The organism is Paenibacillus ihbetae (assembly GCF_002741055.1).
Lineage (GTDB): Bacteria > Bacillota > Bacilli > Paenibacillales > Paenibacillaceae > Paenibacillus_AQ > Paenibacillus_AQ ihbetae.
This window is the reverse complement of sequence record NZ_CP016809.1, coordinates 4021108-4041472: the sequence shown is the minus strand read 5'-3', so window position 1 is coordinate 4041472 and position 20365 is coordinate 4021108. Positions and strand designations below refer to the sequence as shown.

The 20365-nt window shown below is 49.4% G+C and carries 18 protein-coding genes; 9 read left to right on the top strand and 9 right to left on the bottom strand.

Features of this window, described 5'->3' with window-relative positions:
* The first annotated feature begins 17 nt into the window (after positions 1–17).
* Together BBD41_RS17910 and BBD41_RS17905 are read left to right on the top strand one after the other, a co-directional pair.
* Positions 18–707 carry an adenine nucleotide alpha hydrolase family protein gene (locus tag BBD41_RS17910; RefSeq protein WP_077568257.1) on the top strand — a complete coding sequence of 230 codons (690 nt, stop codon included), beginning with the start codon at positions 18–20 and terminating at the stop codon, positions 705–707.
* Positions 697–2085, top strand: coding sequence for a TrkH family potassium uptake protein (locus BBD41_RS17905; protein WP_077568258.1), 1389 nt, complete (start codon positions 697–699; stop codon positions 2083–2085). Before BBD41_RS17910 ends, BBD41_RS17905 begins: the two co-directional genes overlap by 11 nt.
* Before the next feature lie 195 nt (positions 2086–2280).
* Here the strand turns inward: BBD41_RS17905 and BBD41_RS17900 are convergent, their stop codons facing one another.
* Positions 2281–2664 (bottom strand): RidA family protein, encoded by a 384-nt coding sequence (locus BBD41_RS17900; protein ID WP_237086825.1) that lies wholly within the window; start codon positions 2662–2664, stop codon positions 2281–2283.
* A gap of 67 nt (positions 2665–2731) precedes the next feature.
* A complete protein-coding gene (locus tag BBD41_RS17895) occupies positions 2732–3628 on the bottom strand; it encodes an AraC family transcriptional regulator (RefSeq protein WP_099478371.1) in 897 nt (298 codons plus the stop codon).
* 308 nt (positions 3629–3936) lie between these two features.
* Between BBD41_RS17895 and BBD41_RS17890 the strand changes: the two genes are divergently transcribed.
* From BBD41_RS17890 to BBD41_RS17865, 6 genes are all read left to right on the top strand, one after another.
* Positions 3937–4968: a WXG100 family type VII secretion target gene (locus BBD41_RS17890; RefSeq protein WP_099478370.1), complete on the top strand. Its 1032-nt coding sequence runs from the start codon at positions 3937–3939 to the stop codon at positions 4966–4968.
* Between the two features lie 22 nt (positions 4969–4990).
* Positions 4991–5464 (top strand): DUF5381 family protein, encoded by a 474-nt coding sequence (locus BBD41_RS17885; RefSeq protein ID WP_099478369.1) that lies wholly within the window; start codon positions 4991–4993, stop codon positions 5462–5464.
* A gap of 24 nt (positions 5465–5488) precedes the next feature.
* Entirely contained in the window at positions 5489–6298 is an 810-nt protein-coding gene (locus tag BBD41_RS17880; protein ID WP_077568261.1) for a hypothetical protein, read from the top strand.
* Positions 6299–6821: 523 nt separating this feature from the next.
* Positions 6822–8888, top strand: a complete 2067-nt coding sequence (locus BBD41_RS17875) for a putative bifunctional diguanylate cyclase/phosphodiesterase (protein WP_237086823.1) — start codon at positions 6822–6824, stop codon at positions 8886–8888.
* A gap of 4 nt (positions 8889–8892) precedes the next feature.
* Complete coding sequence (locus BBD41_RS17870; RefSeq protein WP_077568263.1) at positions 8893–10539, top strand: thiamine pyrophosphate-binding protein; 1647 nt, start codon at positions 8893–8895, stop codon at positions 10537–10539.
* Between the two features lie 17 nt (positions 10540–10556).
* Positions 10557–10949, top strand: coding sequence for a carboxymuconolactone decarboxylase family protein (locus tag BBD41_RS17865; protein ID WP_077568264.1), 393 nt, complete (start codon positions 10557–10559; stop codon positions 10947–10949).
* 444 nt (positions 10950–11393) lie between these two features.
* Here BBD41_RS17865 and BBD41_RS17860 read toward each other — a convergent pair whose 3' ends face one another.
* A complete protein-coding gene (locus BBD41_RS17860; RefSeq protein ID WP_099478367.1) occupies positions 11394–12245 on the bottom strand; it encodes a LysR family transcriptional regulator in 852 nt (283 codons plus the stop codon).
* A gap of 186 nt (positions 12246–12431) precedes the next feature.
* Here BBD41_RS17860 and BBD41_RS17855 point away from each other — a divergent pair, with 186 nt between their 5' ends.
* Complete coding sequence (locus tag BBD41_RS17855; RefSeq protein ID WP_099478366.1) at positions 12432–12824, top strand: RidA family protein; 393 nt, start codon at positions 12432–12434, stop codon at positions 12822–12824.
* Positions 12825–13165: 341 nt separating this feature from the next.
* On the opposite strand, the gene glmS is transcribed toward BBD41_RS17855, so the two are convergent.
* The 6 genes from glmS to BBD41_RS17825 all read right to left on the bottom strand — a co-directional run bounded on the left by glmS (position 13166) and on the right by BBD41_RS17825 (position 20267).
* On the bottom strand, positions 13166–14998 hold the full coding sequence (gene glmS / locus BBD41_RS17850) for a glutamine--fructose-6-phosphate transaminase (isomerizing) (protein ID WP_099478365.1): 1833 nt from the start codon (positions 14996–14998) through the stop codon (positions 13166–13168).
* Positions 14999–15141: 143 nt separating this feature from the next.
* Positions 15142–15372, bottom strand: a complete 231-nt coding sequence (locus BBD41_RS17845; RefSeq protein WP_099478364.1) for a hypothetical protein — start codon at positions 15370–15372, stop codon at positions 15142–15144.
* Positions 15373–15730: 358 nt separating this feature from the next.
* A complete protein-coding gene (gene glmM, locus BBD41_RS17840; protein WP_099478363.1) occupies positions 15731–17071 on the bottom strand; it encodes a phosphoglucosamine mutase in 1341 nt (446 codons plus the stop codon).
* Positions 17072–17108: 37 nt separating this feature from the next.
* A complete protein-coding gene (locus tag BBD41_RS17835) occupies positions 17109–18572 on the bottom strand; it encodes a CdaR family protein (protein ID WP_099478362.1) in 1464 nt (487 codons plus the stop codon).
* On the bottom strand, positions 18565–19392 hold the full coding sequence (gene cdaA, locus BBD41_RS17830) for a diadenylate cyclase CdaA (protein ID WP_007133197.1): 828 nt from the start codon (positions 19390–19392) through the stop codon (positions 18565–18567). The genes BBD41_RS17835 and cdaA overlap by 8 nt, the downstream gene beginning before the upstream one ends.
* Before the next feature lie 260 nt (positions 19393–19652).
* Positions 19653–20267, bottom strand: coding sequence for a zf-HC2 domain-containing protein (locus BBD41_RS17825; RefSeq protein WP_077568271.1), 615 nt, complete (start codon positions 20265–20267; stop codon positions 19653–19655).
* Positions 20268–20365: the final 98 nt, after the last annotated feature.

Below are 20365 nucleotides of genomic sequence, written 5' to 3'. Positions count from 1 at the left end.
AAGGAGCAGATGCATTCATGATACATCACGAGAAAATTATGGTGTGTGTTTATTATGGTCCAAACGGCGAACGACTGATTCGGAGAGGCGGCGAGCTTGCCAGACTTCTGCAATGTCCCCTCTATGTTATGAGCGTCATCCCCATGGCTGCGGATGAACTCGATCTCGAACAAGAGAAGTTTATGGCCCTTTGGCAAACGATCTGTGACGAATATGGCGCTACGTTTATCACCAAGCCTAATCATAACCGTCAAAAAGCTTCGGATATTATCGCCGAAACCTCCAAGCAGTATCAGATAACGCAGCTGATCATCGGACAATCCGGCCAAACACGGTGGCAGGAAATTACACAGGGTTCATTCGTCAATGAGCTGCTTAATCGAATCGGCGAGACGGATTTGCACATCGTTGCTGTACAGCGAATGGATCAACACATCGTGGAGACTCACGAGCGTGGAATTCCGGTTACGGTTGTCAGCAAAAATGGCCAATATCTGATCCGTAAAGGTGAAGACGACGGGGAAGTTGTCGCTGAGGGGCTGTTCTTCAAGGAACTGAACACGGATTTCGAAACCGGCTTGTTACGTATAAAAACGGATCGGGGATTTAACTATTTAAAGATAAGTCAGGGGAAAGTCGTAGACGCTTCGTTTTTCTTAAGTCAAGCATCGCCCCCCCTTGGCCTGGAGAAGGATTATGGGCAGTAACCCAACGAACCATCAATCCATCCCCAGCAGATTCGAAATGTTCATCAACAAGCAAAAAAACAATATGAGCCCCCCTCAGCTCATCCTGATCGTATTTACCATCTTAATCTTAATCGGCACCTTGCTCCTTGCGCTTCCTCAGTCTTCTACTAGCGGTACATCCGTAGGGTTGCTGAATGCATTATTTACAGCCACATCCGCAATCTGCGTGAATGGCCTAGTTGTCGTGGATACTGGGAGCGTCTATTCGACTTTAGGTCAAGTCATCATTATGATTCTGATTCAAGTCGGGGGATTGGGCTTTATGACCTTTGGTGTCATGGTAGCCATCGTCTTGGGGAAAAGAATCGGGTTAAAGCAGCGCCTCTTGATCCAGCAAACGACCCACTCCACATCGGCACAGGGACTGGTCAAACTATCCCTGTATATGGTGCTGATCTCATTTGCTTTTGAAACGCTCGGAACAATTCTCCTTGCCATTCGGTGGCATGAGCTCGGCTGGGGACAAGCGCTCTATTATGGGCTTTTTCATTCCGTCTCTGCCTTTAACAACGCCGGTTTTGCCCTGTGGTCAGACAGCCTCTCCTCCTTCGTCGGCGATCCTGTCGTCAACATAACGATTGTTATGCTCTTTGTTATTGGCGGACTCGGGTACATAGTCGTCGTCGATCTCTTCCGCAAGCGCTCCTGGAGGAAGCTGTCCCTTCACTCCAAGATTGTCATTCTTGGAACGGGTATCCTGTTCGTGTTCGGGTTTGCAGCCATTCTCATACTGGAAAGCTGGAATCCGGCTACGTTCGGGAATTTGAACGGAGGCGAGCGGGTGCTCGCAGCATTCTTCCAGGGCATGACTCCAAGAAGCTCCGGGTTTAACACAATTGACATCAGCAGCATGCTGGCGGCTTCCCAGTTTATTATCATCATTCTGATGTTTATCGGAGCAGCCTCAGGCGGAACGGGAGGAGGCATCAAGATCAACACGCTTGTGGTACTCATACTGGCAACCATCCAAACCTTCCGTGGCGGTGGTCAGGTCCATGCCTTCCAGCGCAAAATTGCGATTGAAACGGTTTTGCGGGCACTAGCAGTGGTCATGAGTTCGTTGGTAGCCGTACTTGTGGTTGCCCTCCTGCTCACGGTATCCGAAGGAATGCTGGAGGAGCATTTTCTGGAGGTGCTCTTTGAAGCAACCTCAGCCTTTAGTACAACCGGGTTGTCTATGGGACTTACAAGTGAGCTGTCCCCTGCCGGTAAGTTCATTGTGATTATCACGATGTTTGCTGGGCGACTGGGTCCATTAACGCTCGCTTATGCGCTGGCTCAGAAAAAGCGCTCCTCCAAAATCGGGTATGCAGAAGATCATGTGCTGATCGGATAGATGGACTTGTTGATTGGATCGGTGTTAGCTAGAAGCAGCCCTTAAGATTCTGTATCAAGGGGTTTAGCATAGTAAAATAGGATGCCGGAAATCGGCATCCTCCTTATTGCACTAGTTTTAATCCATTACGTTCATCCGCGGCAGCCTGCTAGGCTGGACATCTCATCTTCCTACTCTTTTACCTGGACTAGAGCATCACTTCGCCGCGATGGCTTCGATCTCAACGAGCAAATCCGGCGAAGCAAGAGCTTTGACCATTACTAACGTTGTCGCCGGGGGAGGGGTAGGCAATGAACCTGCACCCGCCTCCATGAAAGCACCAAGCAGATTTTCATCCGTTAAATAGATCGTGGACTTTACGATATCGTTTGCATCCATATCTGCGTCGGCAAGAACTTTATACAAATTGTTGATCGCCAGCTCCGTTTGTTGCCGAATATCTTTGCCGGGAACTCCATCCGGACCTACACCTACTTGACCTGAGATGAACAGCATGCGCTGGAAAGACGTTACCTCAACTCCATGATGATAGATGTTAGAAGAAACCATTCCTGGAGGATTAAATTTTCTCAACATCATCCCATCTCCCTTTTGTTCATGGCTTTTCGCAGCATTTTGGACTCGTGCTCAAAATCGTATGCGTGCTTTAGATTTTCCTTACGGGGAACCATAGTTCAACGGAATGAAGCCCTGCTTTTTCGCCGTAGATTTCCAGCTCCATTCCATTCACCTGCTCATAACCTGACGTTGGAAGCCATTCCGTATAAAATCGTCGATACAACGTCTCGATAGTTCCACCGAACGCATCCCAATCGATGGGTTCCGAGTGGAAGATCGCCCATGTTTGGGCTGGAATCGTTACGGTAGAATATCCGTTCGTATTACTGGTTTCACTCTTAAAGGCACACAGCATATAGGGGAAGGTATCATCGCCTGTATCTCTGTAGCTGCATATCCCATGTACTTTGTATGAATCCGGGCTCAAAAAACGGGGCAAGCTGCCGGCATTAGAAGCAAGTCTCTCTACTTCGCCAGTGGCGTGGCATTGTTGCCAGAATTGTGCCGGTGTGTCCGGTGCATCACCGCCTCCCTCGCTGCGAAAAACTCGTTCCATGCCAAATACTTCAAATGATTCCTTCGTTTCTATGCGATAATTCATCGCGTCTACTCCTTTGATCGTAATCAGGAAGGAGAGGCGTGGATAGGCTTTAAGCGCAATTCCGGCTTGGCGAGCCATTGCCGGCGTAACCCCATGAAGTGATTGAAAAGCGCGTGCGAAAGAAACCGGGGATTCGTAACCATATTTTATGGCAATATCAATGACTCTCTCCGACCCGCTATTTTGCAATTCGAGTGCGGCAAGGGTAAGCTTTCTGCGCCGAATATACTCTGCCAGCGTTACATTGGTAATGAAGGAGAACATCCTTTGGAACTGATGAGATGAACAACAAGCTCTGCGCGCAACTTCACTCAGTTCAATCTCCCCAGCCAAGTTCAATTCGATATAATCCAACGCCCGGTTCATCCGCTCAAGCCACTCCATCTAATCCCCTCTTCTCGATCAAAATATAAATTATTGCAATTATCGCATCGCAACAATTTGTGCACAAATTAGTTGCGTCTTGTTTCACGAACCGCGGTCTTGGCATCAGTCTAACGAAAGCATGCTGAACTCATGTAAACGTATCACAAAATCCAAATGGAAAAAATAAGAATCAACCTTCAGGAAAAGGGAAATGGTTCCAAGGACCTAACGATTTTTTTACTATTCTGTTACTTGTTCCTTTTGTGAAGATGGAGGACCTCTACTACAATAATTACATTAATCTGTATATTGTTGAGGTGAGTACCATGGGCAAAATATTAGTTCCTCCGGAAAGACTTATGGAAATATCCCGACAATTTGCACAGGCTCGGGAGATCGGAGTGCAAATTTGCAGCCACCTTACCCAGCAGATTCAAATCCTTGAAAGTGGATGGGAAGGTACGACAAGGCAACAATTCTATCAAAATTTCCAGCTGGCCCGTCAGCAGATGGATCATTTCACGGCAGCGGTGGGTTCGGTCAGCACGGAATTACATACCATTGTCAACCGCTTTACGGAGGCCGATTCTACTCAAGCTTCGTTACAGGCAAGGACGGCCGCCGATCCGATCGATCAAACGCAGGACGTGTTAAACAACACACTTCAAGTGCGGGATAATCTGGAAAAGTGGGGAACTCTTCTTTACAGCTCTGTGGGTGCTTCCTTAGTCTTAACCAAGACGGTACAATTCAGAGTAGATCCGCGAAATCCGTCCCGCGCTAAAATTCATAATGCCCCATGGGTTAAAGGCAAAGGGAACAATACGTTCTTGAAGAACCTGGCAAGAGGCATGAATCGCCAGATTGTGAACCCGGGCTTCATTATGAAAGGCATAAAAGGCTTTGATCGAGTAGCAAGCAAATTCGGCCTTAATTTCGGGTTAGGCTTCAGTCAAGCCAAGAACTTTCCTCAATGGACCAGACAGGTCATTGCCGGTGTCGAAAAGGGCAGGTACGGGATCGCTACCAAGAAAATTCCAGGCATGATCGCCAAAAAGCTCTTCCCGATTAACGCAACCTTTAATGTGATCGGCGAGGCTTCCGGCCTTGTCAGCAAGTACCGCGAGGGCAAGCTTAACGGGGAAGAAGTCGCTGTTGCCGCATCCAACGTTGTGGTAAAAACAGCTGTGACCTATGGCGGGGCCGTCGCAGGCGGAGCCGTTGGTGCGATGATTGGCGGTCCGGTCGGCGCGGCTATCGGTTCCTATGTAGGCGGTACGGTTGGAGCCTTTGTCGGTGATGGCGCAGCTAAAGTCGTCGAAAAGGGAGTTCGCTGGATTAGCGGACTGTTCAAATAATTACAGGAAGGCGCGCTAAATCATGAACGCAATATCATATCGGAAATCTGTGGCATGGGGTAAATCACTTGGCAGTTTACTGTTTGTGCTGGCCTGCCTGTTTCTGCTGTACGCGGCTTTTTTTATGGATACCTCCTTTATTCGTAAGTTTTTTTGTATCACATCAGCCATAATCGGGATTCCGTTTTTTGGAGGATATTTGGTTGTCAGCCTGCCAAAGGCGTTGAAATCGGACACGCAGCTGCTAACCTACGATCAAAATTCCATCTCAGACGGTACGCGAACCATAGCCTGGGCGGACATTACAAGCATCAGCTACAACGGCCCTTCCATTCGGAAGTGGCTGCTTCCGAAATTTCCCGTGCTGATTTTTCATTTGAAGAACAGGGAGACCTGGACTGTGAATACGTATTATTTGTTGACCGATACCGAAATTCAGTCTGTCATGAAGCGCCTGCGGGGGCTGATCAGCCGTAACGGAAAGGAAACGAAATAGATTTGTACTGGAGGATTTGCTTACATGAGCGAGCATACCTATATATTTTCATTAGAAGAGCTGGGATACGCCTTGGCTGTTCACCAAGGGGAGGACATGGCTGCAGGACTTCTGAAGGCATACTACGGTGATCTGTCTGAAGACAAATGGGAGCTTCTGTTTCAGGCAGCTACACATAGCTTAATGTCCAAAGGATTCATAGAATCGATTGATGAAGCGAACGGCGAGGTTCGTTTCACTTCCGAAATTACGCAAATGATTCAGCATTTGCTGCACAGCAGTTATATGCTGAGGGCGATTACCGATCGGAATGCCAGCAAAGTGCTGACGATCCACGAACTGCAAGAGCGGTATTTGTATCACTTGTCCGACCATCATACGCTTCATTTTCTATCCTGGACAGAGCCTGCGGATTGGGAAGAGGAGCTTGCACGCTTCTATGGGGTGAAGCCTTCGAACGCCGAAGGGACGACTTTATCCGAATCCAAGGCTGTGATTACGGAAGAATTGTGGAACCGGCTGACGGCCGGTGAATCCCCTGCCTCTCCTCACAGTGACGAGCTTTCAACCGATCAGCAGCAGCTGATAGCAAAATGGCAGCAGGATTTTCAGTCCAATGCCCGTACCATGGACAATCTAAGCACGATAAGAATTGGCAGCGGTAACCAGACGGCCATCGAGGATATTTTGTTTGTACTCCCTGCCAATGAAGGGGTTTGGATCGTACGCAATCAGGAAGCCGACCGGAATGCGGACCCACGAATTTGCATTGAATTGCAATCCTTCTCGGCATGCAGAAAGACGCTCGGCTCTTTTGCCGGGGCTCTGGCTTAGTACTGCTCATCTTATTTTTTATACAACCGATCGTCTTAGATTACGACAAGTCTTCCGTTGGGGTCAAAATCAAGAGGATGCCGCCTTCCCAGTAAGGCAGCATCCTTTTTCGTTGATCAGCGTTTCTCATAATCAGTTAAGGCTATTCACTCCCCCTTCTTCTTCCAGTCTGCATCATAGGATTGTTGACCTCTTTATATTATTTGCTTTCGTTAACCAAAATCTAACAGAAATAATTTGACAAAAAACCCTAAGTATCGTCTAATGTGATATATAACAGGATTGCTCATGATCTAAGTATATTTACTGCATTTTCATGGAGCGAAGGGGGATGGGGATTGCTTTGACGAAAGTATCCTTGATCTCGGAGTCTAAAAAGAGATGTGAGAAGCTAGGTATTGATCCACGGGGGGTTCCCTCCTTTTCTACCTTTTTATCAGAAGGCGATTTGAATCTTAAACGGGCCGAATACGAAGAGATATTGTCCGTAATCAATTTTTTTGTACATAAGATGTTGGAGCTCATGAAAGGGATTCCACTGCTGATCCTGATCTCCGATGAGAATGGATGTATTCTGGAAATGGCCGGGGATGAAGCGATCAAAAGTGTGGTTCAGCAATCGGGCATACAGATTGGCCTCGTCTTCAACGAACAAGAAGCGGGAACCAACAGCATTAATTTGGTTTTGGATCATCGTCAGCCCATTCAGCTTGTCGGGGACGAACATTTTTATGAATTTTTGTGGTCCACCGCGTGTTATTCTGTTCCCTTCCAATACACCGATATCTCCAACCTGCTTGGAACCATTACGATCATGACGACGATAGATCAGCATAACCCGTTTCTACTGGCGATGCTAAGTACGGTCGTAGATTCGATCGAAAGAGAACTCCTGCTGAAAAAGCAAAATCGACGACTGCATATTTTGAATCAAGTGGTCATCGAAACAACAAGAAACGGCATTATGATTACCGATCGGGATGGGAATATCACGGAGTTTAACAGGTTCGCCGAGATTTTAACCGGTGCCAAAAAGCAGGATGTCATGAATAAACCGATTCCGGATGCCCGAACCAATGACTTCATTCAAGAGGTTCTTCAAACAGGAAAATATTACGAAGATATGGAGTTCATACTTCAGCCACGGACCGGTCAAGACGAGATGGTCTGTTTGTTCGATGCCTTCCCTATTCGGGACGAGAATATGCAGGTCATGGGCGCATTTGCACAGTTTCGGGATATCACCGAGCGTTATCATACGCAGAAGCAAATCAATTATTTAGCCTATCATGACGATTTAACCGGTTTGCCGAATCGGAGATTTTTCACCAGGCATATTGATGAATTGCTGAGCCATGGAGTGAAAGAAAACAGTATCTTCGCCGTCATGTTTCTCGATCTGGACAGCTTCAAGAAGATTAATGACACGCTGGGTCATAACAACGGCGATGTGCTGTTGAAGCTGGTTGCCGAGCGTCTGAAGACTTGCTGCCATGCTCCGAACCAACTGGTTTCCCGAATGGGTGGCGATGAATTCACGATTCTCGTGCAAGAGATTACGGATCAAACGGAAGCCATTCATGTTGCGGAAAAGATCATTAAGGCCTTTGAGAAACCATTTGCGATCGACGGCTATGAGTTCTATATAACAGCCAGTATCGGTATTGTCTTCTACCCTCAAGATGGCACGGATGTCGAAATGCTGATGAAGAATGCGGACATTGCGCTTTACCGGATGAAAGACGACGGAAAGAATAACTATAACATTTTCAAGCCGATCCCAGACAGCAGCGGCATTGAACGGCTAACATTGGAGCATTCGATCCGTAAAGCGCTGCACCTCGATGAATTCGTGTTATATTACCAGCCCCAAATCGATATTCTGACAGGGGAAATCATCGGTACCGAGGCGCTCATTCGCTGGAATCACCCGACTCTCGGATTGGTCCCTCCAGCTAAGTTCATCCCGATCGCCGAAGAAACCGGACTCATTGTCCCCCTTGGGGAATGGGTGCTCAAAACCGCCTGCCTTCAAAATCAAATATGGAAAGAAAAAGGGTTCCCTCCTATGAGCGTATCGGTCAATCTTTCTTCTCGCCAATTCTCAAAGCATGATTTGGTAGAGACCATCAAAGAGATCTTACTCGACACCCACATCGATCCCCAATACCTGGAGCTCGAAATTACAGAGTCCATGACGATGAATGTTGATGTTGCGATCGAGGTACTCGGAAAACTGAAGGAACTAGGGATACAAATTTGCATCGACGACTTTGGGACAGGCTATAGCAATCTTTACTATTTAAAATTGTTTTCGATAGACCGGCTGAAGATTGATCAATCTTTTGTCAGGGATATCATGACGGATTCAAATGACGCAGATATTGTAGCCACGATCATCGCCATGGCCCATAAGCTTGGAATCGATGTTATCGCAGAAGGCGTAGAAACCAAGGATCAGTTGGATTTCCTGCGGAGTCAGAACTGTCATGAGGTACAAGGTTTCTATTACTACCCGCCTTTACCTGCGGAACAAATTGAGCGGTTATTGATGAAATCAGCGGCAATGAAAACCAATTTGCAGGGGTGATAGGATGAAAAAGAGAGTATATACCCTATTAGTCGAGCATTTTAAAAATTGGGGGATTTCTCACGTATTCGGCATTCCCGGAAAGTCCATTTCTCCGCTAATGCTGGAGCTAGAAAACTATGGTATTCAATATGTGCTGGGACGCCACGAAGCCGGCAGTGGCTTTGAAGCGTCGGGTTATGCGCTGGCCACAAAAACGATGGGGATCGCGATCGGCACTTCCGGGCCTGGAGGAACGAACCTGATTACTGCCGCAGGGCAGGCCAAAGAGTTCCAGTTACCGGTATTGTTCATCACCGGGCAGCCGTCGATGCGGGAGACTGGACGGGCGTTAAGTCAGGATTCAAGCCAATTTGGGGCCGATTTGGTCAAGATGTTCGAGCCTGTAACCTTGTTCAGTGCCCGCATCGAACGGGGAGATCTTCTGTACCTGTACCTCAAACATGCCCTTGAAAAAGCCTACACGGGTGAAAAAGGTCCCGTTCATCTTTGCATCCCATTTGATGTGCTGATGGAGGAAGTGGAGAGCTTCTACCTGCCTCTGCCGGACCATATTTCACCTGTGGTATCCCCCGATATCGATAAGGCGATATCGATGCTGGGCGAGGCTAAGAAGCCTGTCCTCTTTCTGGGCAAAGGCGCTGTCATGGCGGATGCCTATGAACCATTGCGCATCATGGCCGAACATTGGGGGATTCCTGTAATGACCACGCCGGGTGCGAAAGGAGCATTTCCAACCAGCCACCCCTTATACTTAGGCGGGTATGGCCTCGGCGGTTCCAAGCATGCAACCGATTATTTGAGATCGGGCATTGACCTGATGATCGTCGTCGGCAGCAAATTGTGCGATATGTCGTTATCCGGATTTACAGCCGACATGGAGCCGGAAAAGGTGCTGCAATTTGAATATGACATTAAGTTCGCGGGCAAAACCATTCAGGTGCCGACGCAACTGATCCTTGGTGATATTCGCTCCAACCTGACTCAGCTCATAACGCAAAGCGGGGCAGCGTCCAAAGTGCACGAGATGCTGATCCCCCGGGCACAAGCGGCAGCAGCCGCGGCATCCCGCACGGAATCCGTGTTATCTGCGGGAACGGCGTTCCGGTGCTTGCGGTCCGTGCTGCCAAAAGAGGCGGTTCTGTTCGGGGATGCAGGGAGCCACTCCTTCCATGCCGTACAAAACTTCGAAATCATCGAGCCCGGAACCTTCTATTTCGATGAGGTATTCATCGCCATGGGGGCGGCGATCGGCTATTCGATCGGAGCGAAGATCGCCATGCATGACCGCCCTGTCGTCTGTGTGACCGGGGACGGCTGCATCATGATGCACGGTACCGAGATATCGACAGCCGTGAACCATGGAATTCCGGTTATTTTCTTTGTGCTGAATAACGGCCGATTAGATATGGTAGAAAAGGGAATGTCCTATAACACCGGGCGATCGGTTGGCGCTGTCTATGAGCGACCGCTGGATATTAGCTTATTTGCCCAATCCATGGGCGCCATGGCATTCCGCTGTGAAAATGAAGCCGACATCACGAAGGCGGTTCAGTCAGCCTTGCAGTCCCATACGGCAACAGTGATCGAGGTCATGGTGGATCCGCAAGAAATCCCGCCGATTCTTACCCGATTGCTTAGTTTAGATTAACGCTATGGAGGACGTTTATGGAGACGAATCGCTATAATAAAGGAATCGAAGTTTTGCAACAGATGGTCAGTGAAGAACGGCTGAACGCAACGGTCAAACAGATGGAAAAATTCTCTCCTGATATGGCCAGGCTGATCGTCGAGTTCCCTTACGGCTCGCTGTATTCCCGTCCAGGGCTGGACTTAAAACAAAGGAGCCTGCTTACCATAGCGGCTATGCTTGCCTCAGGCGCAGCGGCTCAGCTGGATTTCCATATCGAAGCAGCCTTGAATGCCGGACTTACGCCAAATGAGATTGTAGAGGCCGTCATGCACTGCGTATCTTACGCGGGCTTTCCCAAAGCGCTGGATGCCATGTTTGTGGTTATGAAAGTGTTTAACGAACAGGGAATTCAATACGAAGAAGGGTAAGCCCCAGCTGTCCTGCTTCATTCTGCCCACTCGATCCAACTAGAGTAAGCGTAAGCAGGATTTTGACCTGGCCGAGGATGGATGCGTCGACCGCGGTTAAGCAAGCCTCAATCATTTGCGTTTTTTGTGACTGACATTAGTGCTTGACCACCTGCGGATCCTTCATTTTTGAACTACATATAACAACAGCCCCTCTGTACAGAGGGGCTGTTATACTTCCTTCAAGCTAATACGATTCTCTCTGGCTTGGTTGGTTTGCAAGAATCCGATTCAATCCCCTTCTCTTTTTTCCTTGCGATTACAAATTTAAAAAAAACGCTTAATTAACTCCAAAGTTCGCAAGCTATCTCCTATTCCTGCCACCCAAAATTTCCGGATACTCCATCGCCTGGATTATAAGTGAGGATTGTTCGATTCAATGACTCTAGGATTGTAAGATGCGGCCTAAAATCCCGCCGTTATTATACCATCGGCAAAAGCTGTGAATGCTTTACTATGAAATTGGTCCTTGCGAGTGACCAACCGCGTTGTTATAAACCGGTAACGTTCCGGAACCGTGTGCGCTTGAATCTGGTTGTCACCAACAGGAACCGCCGAAGCAGTCATAAGCGTGTATCCGATTCCGGCGCGTACGCAGCTTAACATCGTCTCCAATGTGCTGACTTCGATAATGTTGGCTGGCGGCAGCCCCTCGCTGCGAAGCCAATCCTCGCTTGCCGACCGTAAAGGACAACCTTTCGGAAACACGACCCATGCCGCGTTTGAATGATCGAGCACTGCGCCAGCCGCTGATATTAAAACGACCTCTTCCCGTATCTCATGCGCAACGTATAGAGGCGTCAGATCGAATTCGCCGGAGAGAAACGCTCCATCCAGCTGGTAATTTAACACCTTTTCGTAATTTTGCGGCGACGTCCCGGTGATCAGTGACAATGTGACTTCGGGATACATATGCTGATATTCGCTCAAGGCGCTTATAAAGGGTCCGGACGAAGCCATCGTCTCCACTACTCCGATTTCCAGCTGTCCTGAAGGGTAATCGGCTCCCTTAATAGCTTTCGTCATCTCGTGGACGGTACGAAGAACATCTGTTGAATATTTATGAAAAAGAAGTCCTTTTTCAGTCGGTACTACCCCTTTGGGAGTCCTGTATAAAAGCTGTGTCCCAAGTTCCGACTCAAGTTTACGAATTCGTGTAGTAATGTTCGATTGGACATAATCCAGTTTCTCAGCGGCTCGCGTGATACTCCCCTCTTCTATAATTGCCTTAAATACCTTAAAGTCAATTATCTCCATACCGCCCTCCACAGCTCAATCCCATCAATGAAATTGATGGGAAAATCAATTTCATTCATTTTACTATATAGAGAAACGCAAATACAATGATCTTAGAAATAGGAACCGCTTGAGCCTGAGAGCGAGTTCTTGCAACGAAGCTTTAATAAAATAAAAATAATTAAATGAAAGAAAGGATGAACGTATATGTTATTTGAGCAAGTACACACCCAACCGGATCCTTACGCACCATTTCTTATTTCTCAAGCTATCAAGACAAATGGCCTGGTATTCGTTTCGGGCCAAGCAGCCATTGGCGATGACGGTCAGCTCGTTGGAGTCGGCGATTTCGACAAACAAGCGGACCAAGCCTTTCGGAATTTGGAGCGCATACTAAAGGCATCCGGATCCGGCTTGGATCGAGTCGTAAAGGTCACCATCTATCTAACGTCGATGTCAAACTTTAACAAAATCGTCGAACTCCGGCGCAAATGGTGGTCACAACCCTACCCGGCAGACACCATCGTCGAGGTATCCTCGCTCTATTCATCGGATGCCATGATCGAGATTGATGCTATCGCGCTTACCGATTCAATCTAAAGTCAAACCAGCGGCAGTCAATGAGTTGCTTTATACTCCGGCTGCCGCTTTTTCATCTAGAATTCATCCCTTCTTCCATTGCCCTCCCCCAACCTCCAATGCAAGGCAAGCCCCGAAACGCCTGACAAAGTCTCTGATATGATTCGAGAGGAACCCTTCATTATCCGGCCTCCCTCATTTCCCGTCCCCTGCAACAAAAAAGAGCCGAGCAGATGTCAGGAAATAATCCTGAATCTGCTCGACTCTAATACGATTAAATAATGGCTCAATACGCGTTAAATATGCTTAGAACGACTTTATTTTGGAATACATAATACTACACTTACGCGCTAAAGCCACGCTTACTCCACCGTCACGCTCTTCGCCAGGTTACGCGGCTTATCCACGTCATTGCCCCGGGCGAGCGAAGCATAGTAAGCAAGCAGCTGCAGCGGGATCACCGACAAGGCAGCCGTCAGCACCGGCAGCGTCTTCGGAATCGCGAAGGCTTGGTCGACCGACTTCAGCAGGCCAGCCACATGCTCCTCATAGGTGATCGCCATGACTTCCGCACCGCGTGCCTTCACTTCCTTAATGTTGCTCACGGTTTTCTCCAACACCGCTTCCTGGGTTGCCAGAGCGATCACCGGAATCCCTTCTTCAATCAAAGCGAGCGTGCCATGCTTGAGCTCACCGGCGGCGTAGGCCTCGGAATGAATGTAGGAAATCTCCTTCAGCTTGAGGGAGCCTTCCTGAGCTACCGCATAGTCTTGGCCGCGGCCGATGAAGAACAGGTGCTCATGCTTCGCGATCTGCTCGGCATAGGCTTTGATTGATTCGGCATTCGCCAGCATCGCTTCCACCTGCTCCGGCAGAGCTTCCATCGCAGCAATCACTTCGGCAACAGCGTCCTCCGTCATCGTGCCGCGCTCCTGAGCCAGATACAGACCAAGCAGATAAAATGCGATCAGCTGCGAGGTGTAGGCTTTTGTCGAAGCAACCGCAATTTCCGGTCCTGCCAGCGTGCCGAGCACATCGTCCGCCTCACGGGCGATCGAGCTGCCGACCACGTTCGTAATCGCCAGAACATGGGCCCCGTGGCTCTTCGCTTCACGAAGGGCTGCCAGCGTATCCGCCGTCTCCCCGGACTGGCTCACGACGATCACAAGCGTCTCAGGCGTGACAATCGGCGAACGGTAACGATATTCGGAAGCCACGTCGTTCTCGACAGGTATGCGTACCATTTCCTCGATCACGCTGCGTCCGACAAGTCCGGCATGGTAGGCCGTACCGCAGGCGATGATTTGGATATTGCGAATATTCGCGATCTGCTCGTTCGTCAGCTTCAGCTCAGGGAGGACGACCTTCCGTCCACTCTCATCCACACGGCCCAGCATCGTATCCCGATAGGCCTTCGGCTGCTCGTGGATCTCCTTCAGCATAAAGTGATCGAACCCGCCTTTTTCCGCCGTAACGGCATCCCAATCGACACGAATCATTTCCCGAGAAATAAAATTCCCTTCGATGGTCATCAATTCGACAGCATCTGCCGTGAGCAGTGCCATCTCGCCGTCATTCAAAATATATACGTTCCGCGTATATTTCAAAATCGCCGGAATATCAGAACCGATAAAGTTCTCGCCTTCACCAAGGCCGATAATGAGCGGGCTGGCTTGACGAACGGCAACCAGCTTATCCGGCTCGTACTCCGTTAATACGCCAAGAGCAAATGCTCCTCTCATATACTTGATCGCCTTCTGCACCGCCTTCACGATATCTCCGTCATATTCACGGGCAATGAGATGCGAGATAACTTCCGTATCGGTCTCGGACACAAAGTGATGCCCTTGCTGGATCAGCTCTTCCTTCAGCTCCAGGTAGTTTTCAACAATCCCGTTGTGTACGACCGAGAACTTCTGGCTCTCGTCCGTATGCGGATGAGAGTTGACGTCCGATGGACGGCCATGCGTAGCCCAGCGGGTATGACCGATCCCGGCCGTACCGATGAGCGGCGCTGTTTCCAGGCGTTCCTCCAGATTGGCTAGACGCCCCTGCGCCTTGGCGATGCGAAGCCCTTCATTGGTGAACACTGCGATCCCTGCAGAGTCATATCCGCGATACTCGAGCTTTCTAAGTCCTTCCAGCAACACCGTTTGCGTCTTCTGATTTCCAATATATCCGACAATACCACACATTGTATGATTCCTCCGTTCGGTTTCCCAAAAGTAATGGTTATGCGAAAAGAAGAATGCGCACCTCCTGTGCGGTATTACGAAAGAAGAATGATCTATTCAATTCTCAATGTTCAATGATTGCATTCTCTTAAGCTATTGAACAATCATGAATGCACTCTTCTTCCACCGCGCTGTACGCACACTTGATTCGCACATTCATGTTTTTCTGAAATACTATTGAGCACCTGCTGATGCGTTGTAAGAACGGTCGCCCATTCCTTTTCCGCGTTCAGCTTACGGTTCTGGTGCAATCCCGGGAGGTCCCCGCCGAACAATCCGAACACCTCCACCTCGTCAGCTTGATCGTGCCGATTCGTTATCACATCGATCGTCATAACGATTCCCCGCGCAGTTTCAAGCTCTGGCGCTTATGAAGCTTATGGTCAACCTCACAACCCTCTCTTTCCATTCTTGAATGACATTCTATATTATATTCATACGAATAGAGTTTGGCAACTTTAGCGGCTTGCCCGCTCTTCGAACTTCCTCCAGAACCAGCCTACCAGACTACCCGAATACCGGGTATTAGTCATACCAAGCCTATACCTGCAGCATATGCAGTCGTAGCAAGGCTTGCTTCCGCTTTCAGGCGTTGCGTCATGCCAGGAATATGCCGGGCCAGTAACAAGCTTTTCTAGTTCACTGGCCCTTACATAAACTGGTTTTCCAGCCTTGAAAAATCCAACTTTAGCCTTAGGCTAGTTCCCGCTTCACGACATCGGCGATCTGGGTTACATAGCGATCCAGCTCGTCTTTATCCGGACCTTCCGCCATGACCCGAATGAGAGATTCCGTACCGGAAGGGCGAACCAGTACCCGGCCGTTATCCCCCAGAATCTGCTCGACCTCGGCAATCGCAGACTCAATCGCCTTGTTTCCTTGGTACTTACTCTTATCGCCGACGCGCACGTTAACAAGCACTTGAGGATACTTGCGCATGCTATTCTTCAGCTCATGCAGCGGCTTTCCGGATGCAACGATCGTATCGACAAGCTGAATGCCTGTCAGAATTCCGTCACCCGTTGTATTATAGTCCAGGAAAATGACATGGCCGGACTGCTCGCCGCCGAGGTTGAAGCCGCCGCGACGCATTTCTTCCATAACGTAGCGGTCGCCAACAGCCGTCTTGGCCGTTTTCAGCTTCAAGCTGTCGCAAGCTTTATAGAAGCCGATGTTGCTCATGACCGTGGACACAATCGTTCCTGCTTTCAGCTTGCCTGCACGATTCATCGCATCTCCGCAGATGCAGAGGATGAAGTCGCCGTCAACCTCCTCGCCTTTTCCGTCAATGGCGATCAGACGATCCGCATCTCCATCAAAAGCAAGCCCCAGATCCGCGCCGTGGGAAAGAACGGCTTCCACCAGCTTCTCCGGATGCGTCGATCCGCAGCCATCATTGATGTTCAGACCGTTAGGCTCGGCGCCGATCGTAATAATTTCCGCACCAAGCTCACGGAACAGCTTTGGAGCAAGCTCGTAAGCTGCGCCGTTTGCGCAGTCCAGCACGATTTTCAGACCGTGGAAACGGTTGGTGATGGTCGTCTTCAAATACTCCAAGTATTTAAATTTCGACTCATTATCAACGCGAAGCTCTCCCAAATCCGCTCCGATCGGACGCGGAAGCTCGTCCTTCTCCGCATCCATGAGCTCTTCGATCTTGAGTTCCGTTTCATCGGAAAGCTTGAAGCCGTCTCCGCCAAAGAACTTAATTCCGTTATCTTCAACCGGATTGTGCGATGCCGAGATCATAACGCCCGCATCGGCCTTCAGCAATCTGGTAATGTACGCTACAGCAGGCGTGCTAACGACACCTAGACGAATAACATGTGCACCGATCGACAGTAAACCTGCCACCAATGCAGATTCCAGCATAGCCCCGGATACACGCGTATCCATTCCAATCACGACGGTCGGCTTCTCCTTATCTCCCGTCAGTACATAACCGCCGCAGCGGCCGATGCTGTATGCCATTTCGGCGGTCAGCTCTTGATTGGCAACCCCTCTTACCCCGTCTGTTCCAAAATATTTCCCCATGTGTTCTCTTCCCCTTTATCTACATCTTCTTTATGTTTTACTCACTTGGTGTTTCTGACCCCGTACCCCCATCGTCAGTGCTTCCTTCTGCCGGCGGATTGGCCGGCTCCTCTTCGCTCCCGTTCGCATCCGTTCCCGAATTGACGGGCGGCGCTACGTTATGATTCTCCTGTTCATTGCCTGTTCCGGTTCCCGGAGTCTCGGGCTGTTCTTTGTCCTTGCCGTCATCCTGCGGCGTAGTTCCCGGATTGGTTGTAACCGGCTTAGAGTTGTCCTTCAGCTCGATCTTTACAACAAGTCGATTCCTGTCAGCTCGGTTAATGAAATCCGGAAGCGTGATTTGAAGTGGAATTTCATGCATTCCTGCCTTCAACCCGGCAAGATTCGCCTGAGCTCCGATGTCTTCGGGAGTCAGACTGTTCAGCAGGTCGGGCGCTCCCGTAAGCGTAAGAGATATCGACTTCTCCTTGGGCTCCAGGATTACGGCTTCCAATCCCGAAGCCAACCCTTTTAAGGTGATCGGGATTCCGTTAATAACCCGTTCGCCATGCGATACGGCCGTAACCTCCACTTCGACAGAGCTCGGCTCGATTTTCTCAAAACCATCGGGTGTCGTCAAGTCGGCCGTAAGTACCGTTGTTCCTGATTTGTTAATTTCAGACAAATTTACGGTTGCTTCGATATAGGTCTCTGCTCCTGCAAGCGCCTCTTTGCTGCCGAACAGCTTCACTTCCTTAACCTTCTGATCGACCTTGGACAGCACGAGCCCTTCGGCCAATCTCCCCGTATATTTCAGGTCCAGCGGAACCGTCACAAAGGCCGGCTCGATCGGAACCTCGGCCGCTACGCTGCTCGGCTCGATGACGGCATCCTCCATCACGACGCCTTCCTTATCATATGCCGTAAGCTTGACCCGTTTCTCCGTAATTTTCTCCTTGGCTCCGTCGAGCTCAGTATTCCCCTTCACCTGACCGAGCTTCTCCATTCTGGATTCCGGCAGGGTCACCGTGACTTGGCGTGGGTCGATCAGCACGGGTGTTCCGGCCCGGTAATCCTTAGCCGGCTCGCCCTTCGTGCCAATACTTACCGTCACCGACTTGGAGACCCGCTTCTCTACGGTCACCGTAACCATGCTGGGATCCATTGACACGACCTCCACTCCGTTCGGCACGGAAGCGGTTAAAGGAAGGGTATGGGTACCGGGCTCCTTCACATTGCTAAGGTCAAGCTTTACTTTGTACTCATCCGTAAACAGGGTGATGTTGGACCGTTTGCCCCTCACTTCCAGCGTCACGCGGTCTTTGTCGATACCCGTTAAAGCATATTCGCCATCATCGAACCCGTAGGTTTGAATTTTGACCCCCTCAATCACACGGGTATCATAGAAGGTTGTCGGGGGAGGGGGTGTGCCGCTGTCCATATGGACCATGGCCCACAGCAAGATGCTGACAGCCAATGCGATGAGCTTGCTGACTGTATTGTTCTTAATCCATTTATCCATTACGGCCCTCCTTCCGTTTCCAGAAGAACGTGCGTTTCTCCTTCGTGGATGCGGCAGGACGCATCTCCTCATATAGCTTGGAGATGAGGGATTCTTCCTTGATATCCCGAACCACTTGCCCATTCAACGCTAACGATACTTGACCGGTCTCCTCCGATACGACCACCGAGATCGCATCCCCCACTTCACTGATTCCTATGGCTGCGCGGTGTCTGGTACCAAGCTCTTTGCTTATAAAAGGATTCTCCGATAAGGGTAAGTAACAGCCCGCCGCGGCGATCTGTCCGTTCTGGATAATTACCGCTCCGTCATGAAGCGGCGTGTTCGGTATGAAAATGTTAATGAACAATTCCGAGCTGATCACCGATCGCATCGGAATCCCGGATTCGACATACTCATTGAGACCGGTTGTCCGCTCAAAAACGATGAGGGCACCGATTTTTCGCTTCGACAAATAATTAACGGCCTTAATGGTTTCGCTAATTAATTTATGGGTCTCTTCATCGGCGTCTGCCGTTCGTCCGAAGAACTTGCCGCGCCCAAGCTGCTCCAGACCCCGTCTAAGCTCCGGCTGGAAAATAATAAAGATGGCCAGCACCCCGAACGTGAAGATCTGATTCATCAGCCATTTGAGCGTGTACAGATCGAACCAGGTACTGAGCGCCCAGATGACGACCAGCACCAGGATCCCTTTCAGCAGCTGCACAGCTCGCGTGCCCCGAACGAGCAGAATCATTTGATATATAATATAGGTAACGATAAGAATATCGATTATATCCTTGATGGTTTCTCCCCAGGTCATATCCGTGAAATACTCCATACAGCAACCCCCGTCAATTCCATTAAGTGCGGGTTCAAAAAATCAGCCCTTCTGGGGGACTTTTTGAACGTCCTCATGCATAACGCTTGAGACTATATATATGTAGTATGTACTCTACACTCTCTAGGTTATAACGTTAATCTTTCCGATGCAAGCGAATGCCTGGTCCATAACCTGGATTCTGCGGATATTTGTAATAAAAGAAGCGCCGTCTTTTCACTGAAAAGAGGCGCTTGTATTCAGTAAGCTGCAGGCGATTCTTATCGGTAAGCGACATCTGTGAACAGATTGGAGATTTTGTACCATATCCAATCCATTGCCTTATCAATATCTTTAACTTGACCTGCTATATGAGCGGTGGAGGCCTGGAACAACTCCCCGTCAATGACCGTGAGATTTCCATTCACTTGGCCATAGACCTTAGCCTTCCCATTCTCGACGGTTATATCTCCCGCAATGACCTGATCGGCAGGAATGATGACCGTGTCGCCTTCAATCACCAGCTTCTCGAATTCATCACTCTTCACAACCAGCTGGTTCTCTTGGTTCCAGAAGCTGATGGTGCTAAAGAGCATGACCACGACAAACATGGCTGCCGCCGTAAGAGCAGGATGATTCCTAACCCAGGTAACCCATGCCTTCTGCTTCTTAGGCTTAGGCAGCATGCCCATAATGCGGTCTGCTAGATCATCTGATGGCTTCGTAGCATGATGAGTTAAGGAAAATAGAAGCATATCGGTATGCTCCAGCTTCTCGAAATTGACTCGGCACTCGGCGCATTCCTGCAAATGCTGCTTCAATTCAAGCTGCTTCGGCTCGGACAAGTCATTATCCAGATAATCATGCATCAAAGAGACGGCTAATTTGCAATCCATTTGTGAGCCAATCCTTTCGTTCAATCTCTTTGCTGGGTCCATTCCCCGAATGGGGACATAAGACTTGCTTATTGTTCATACGTGCAGGAGTCACGGAT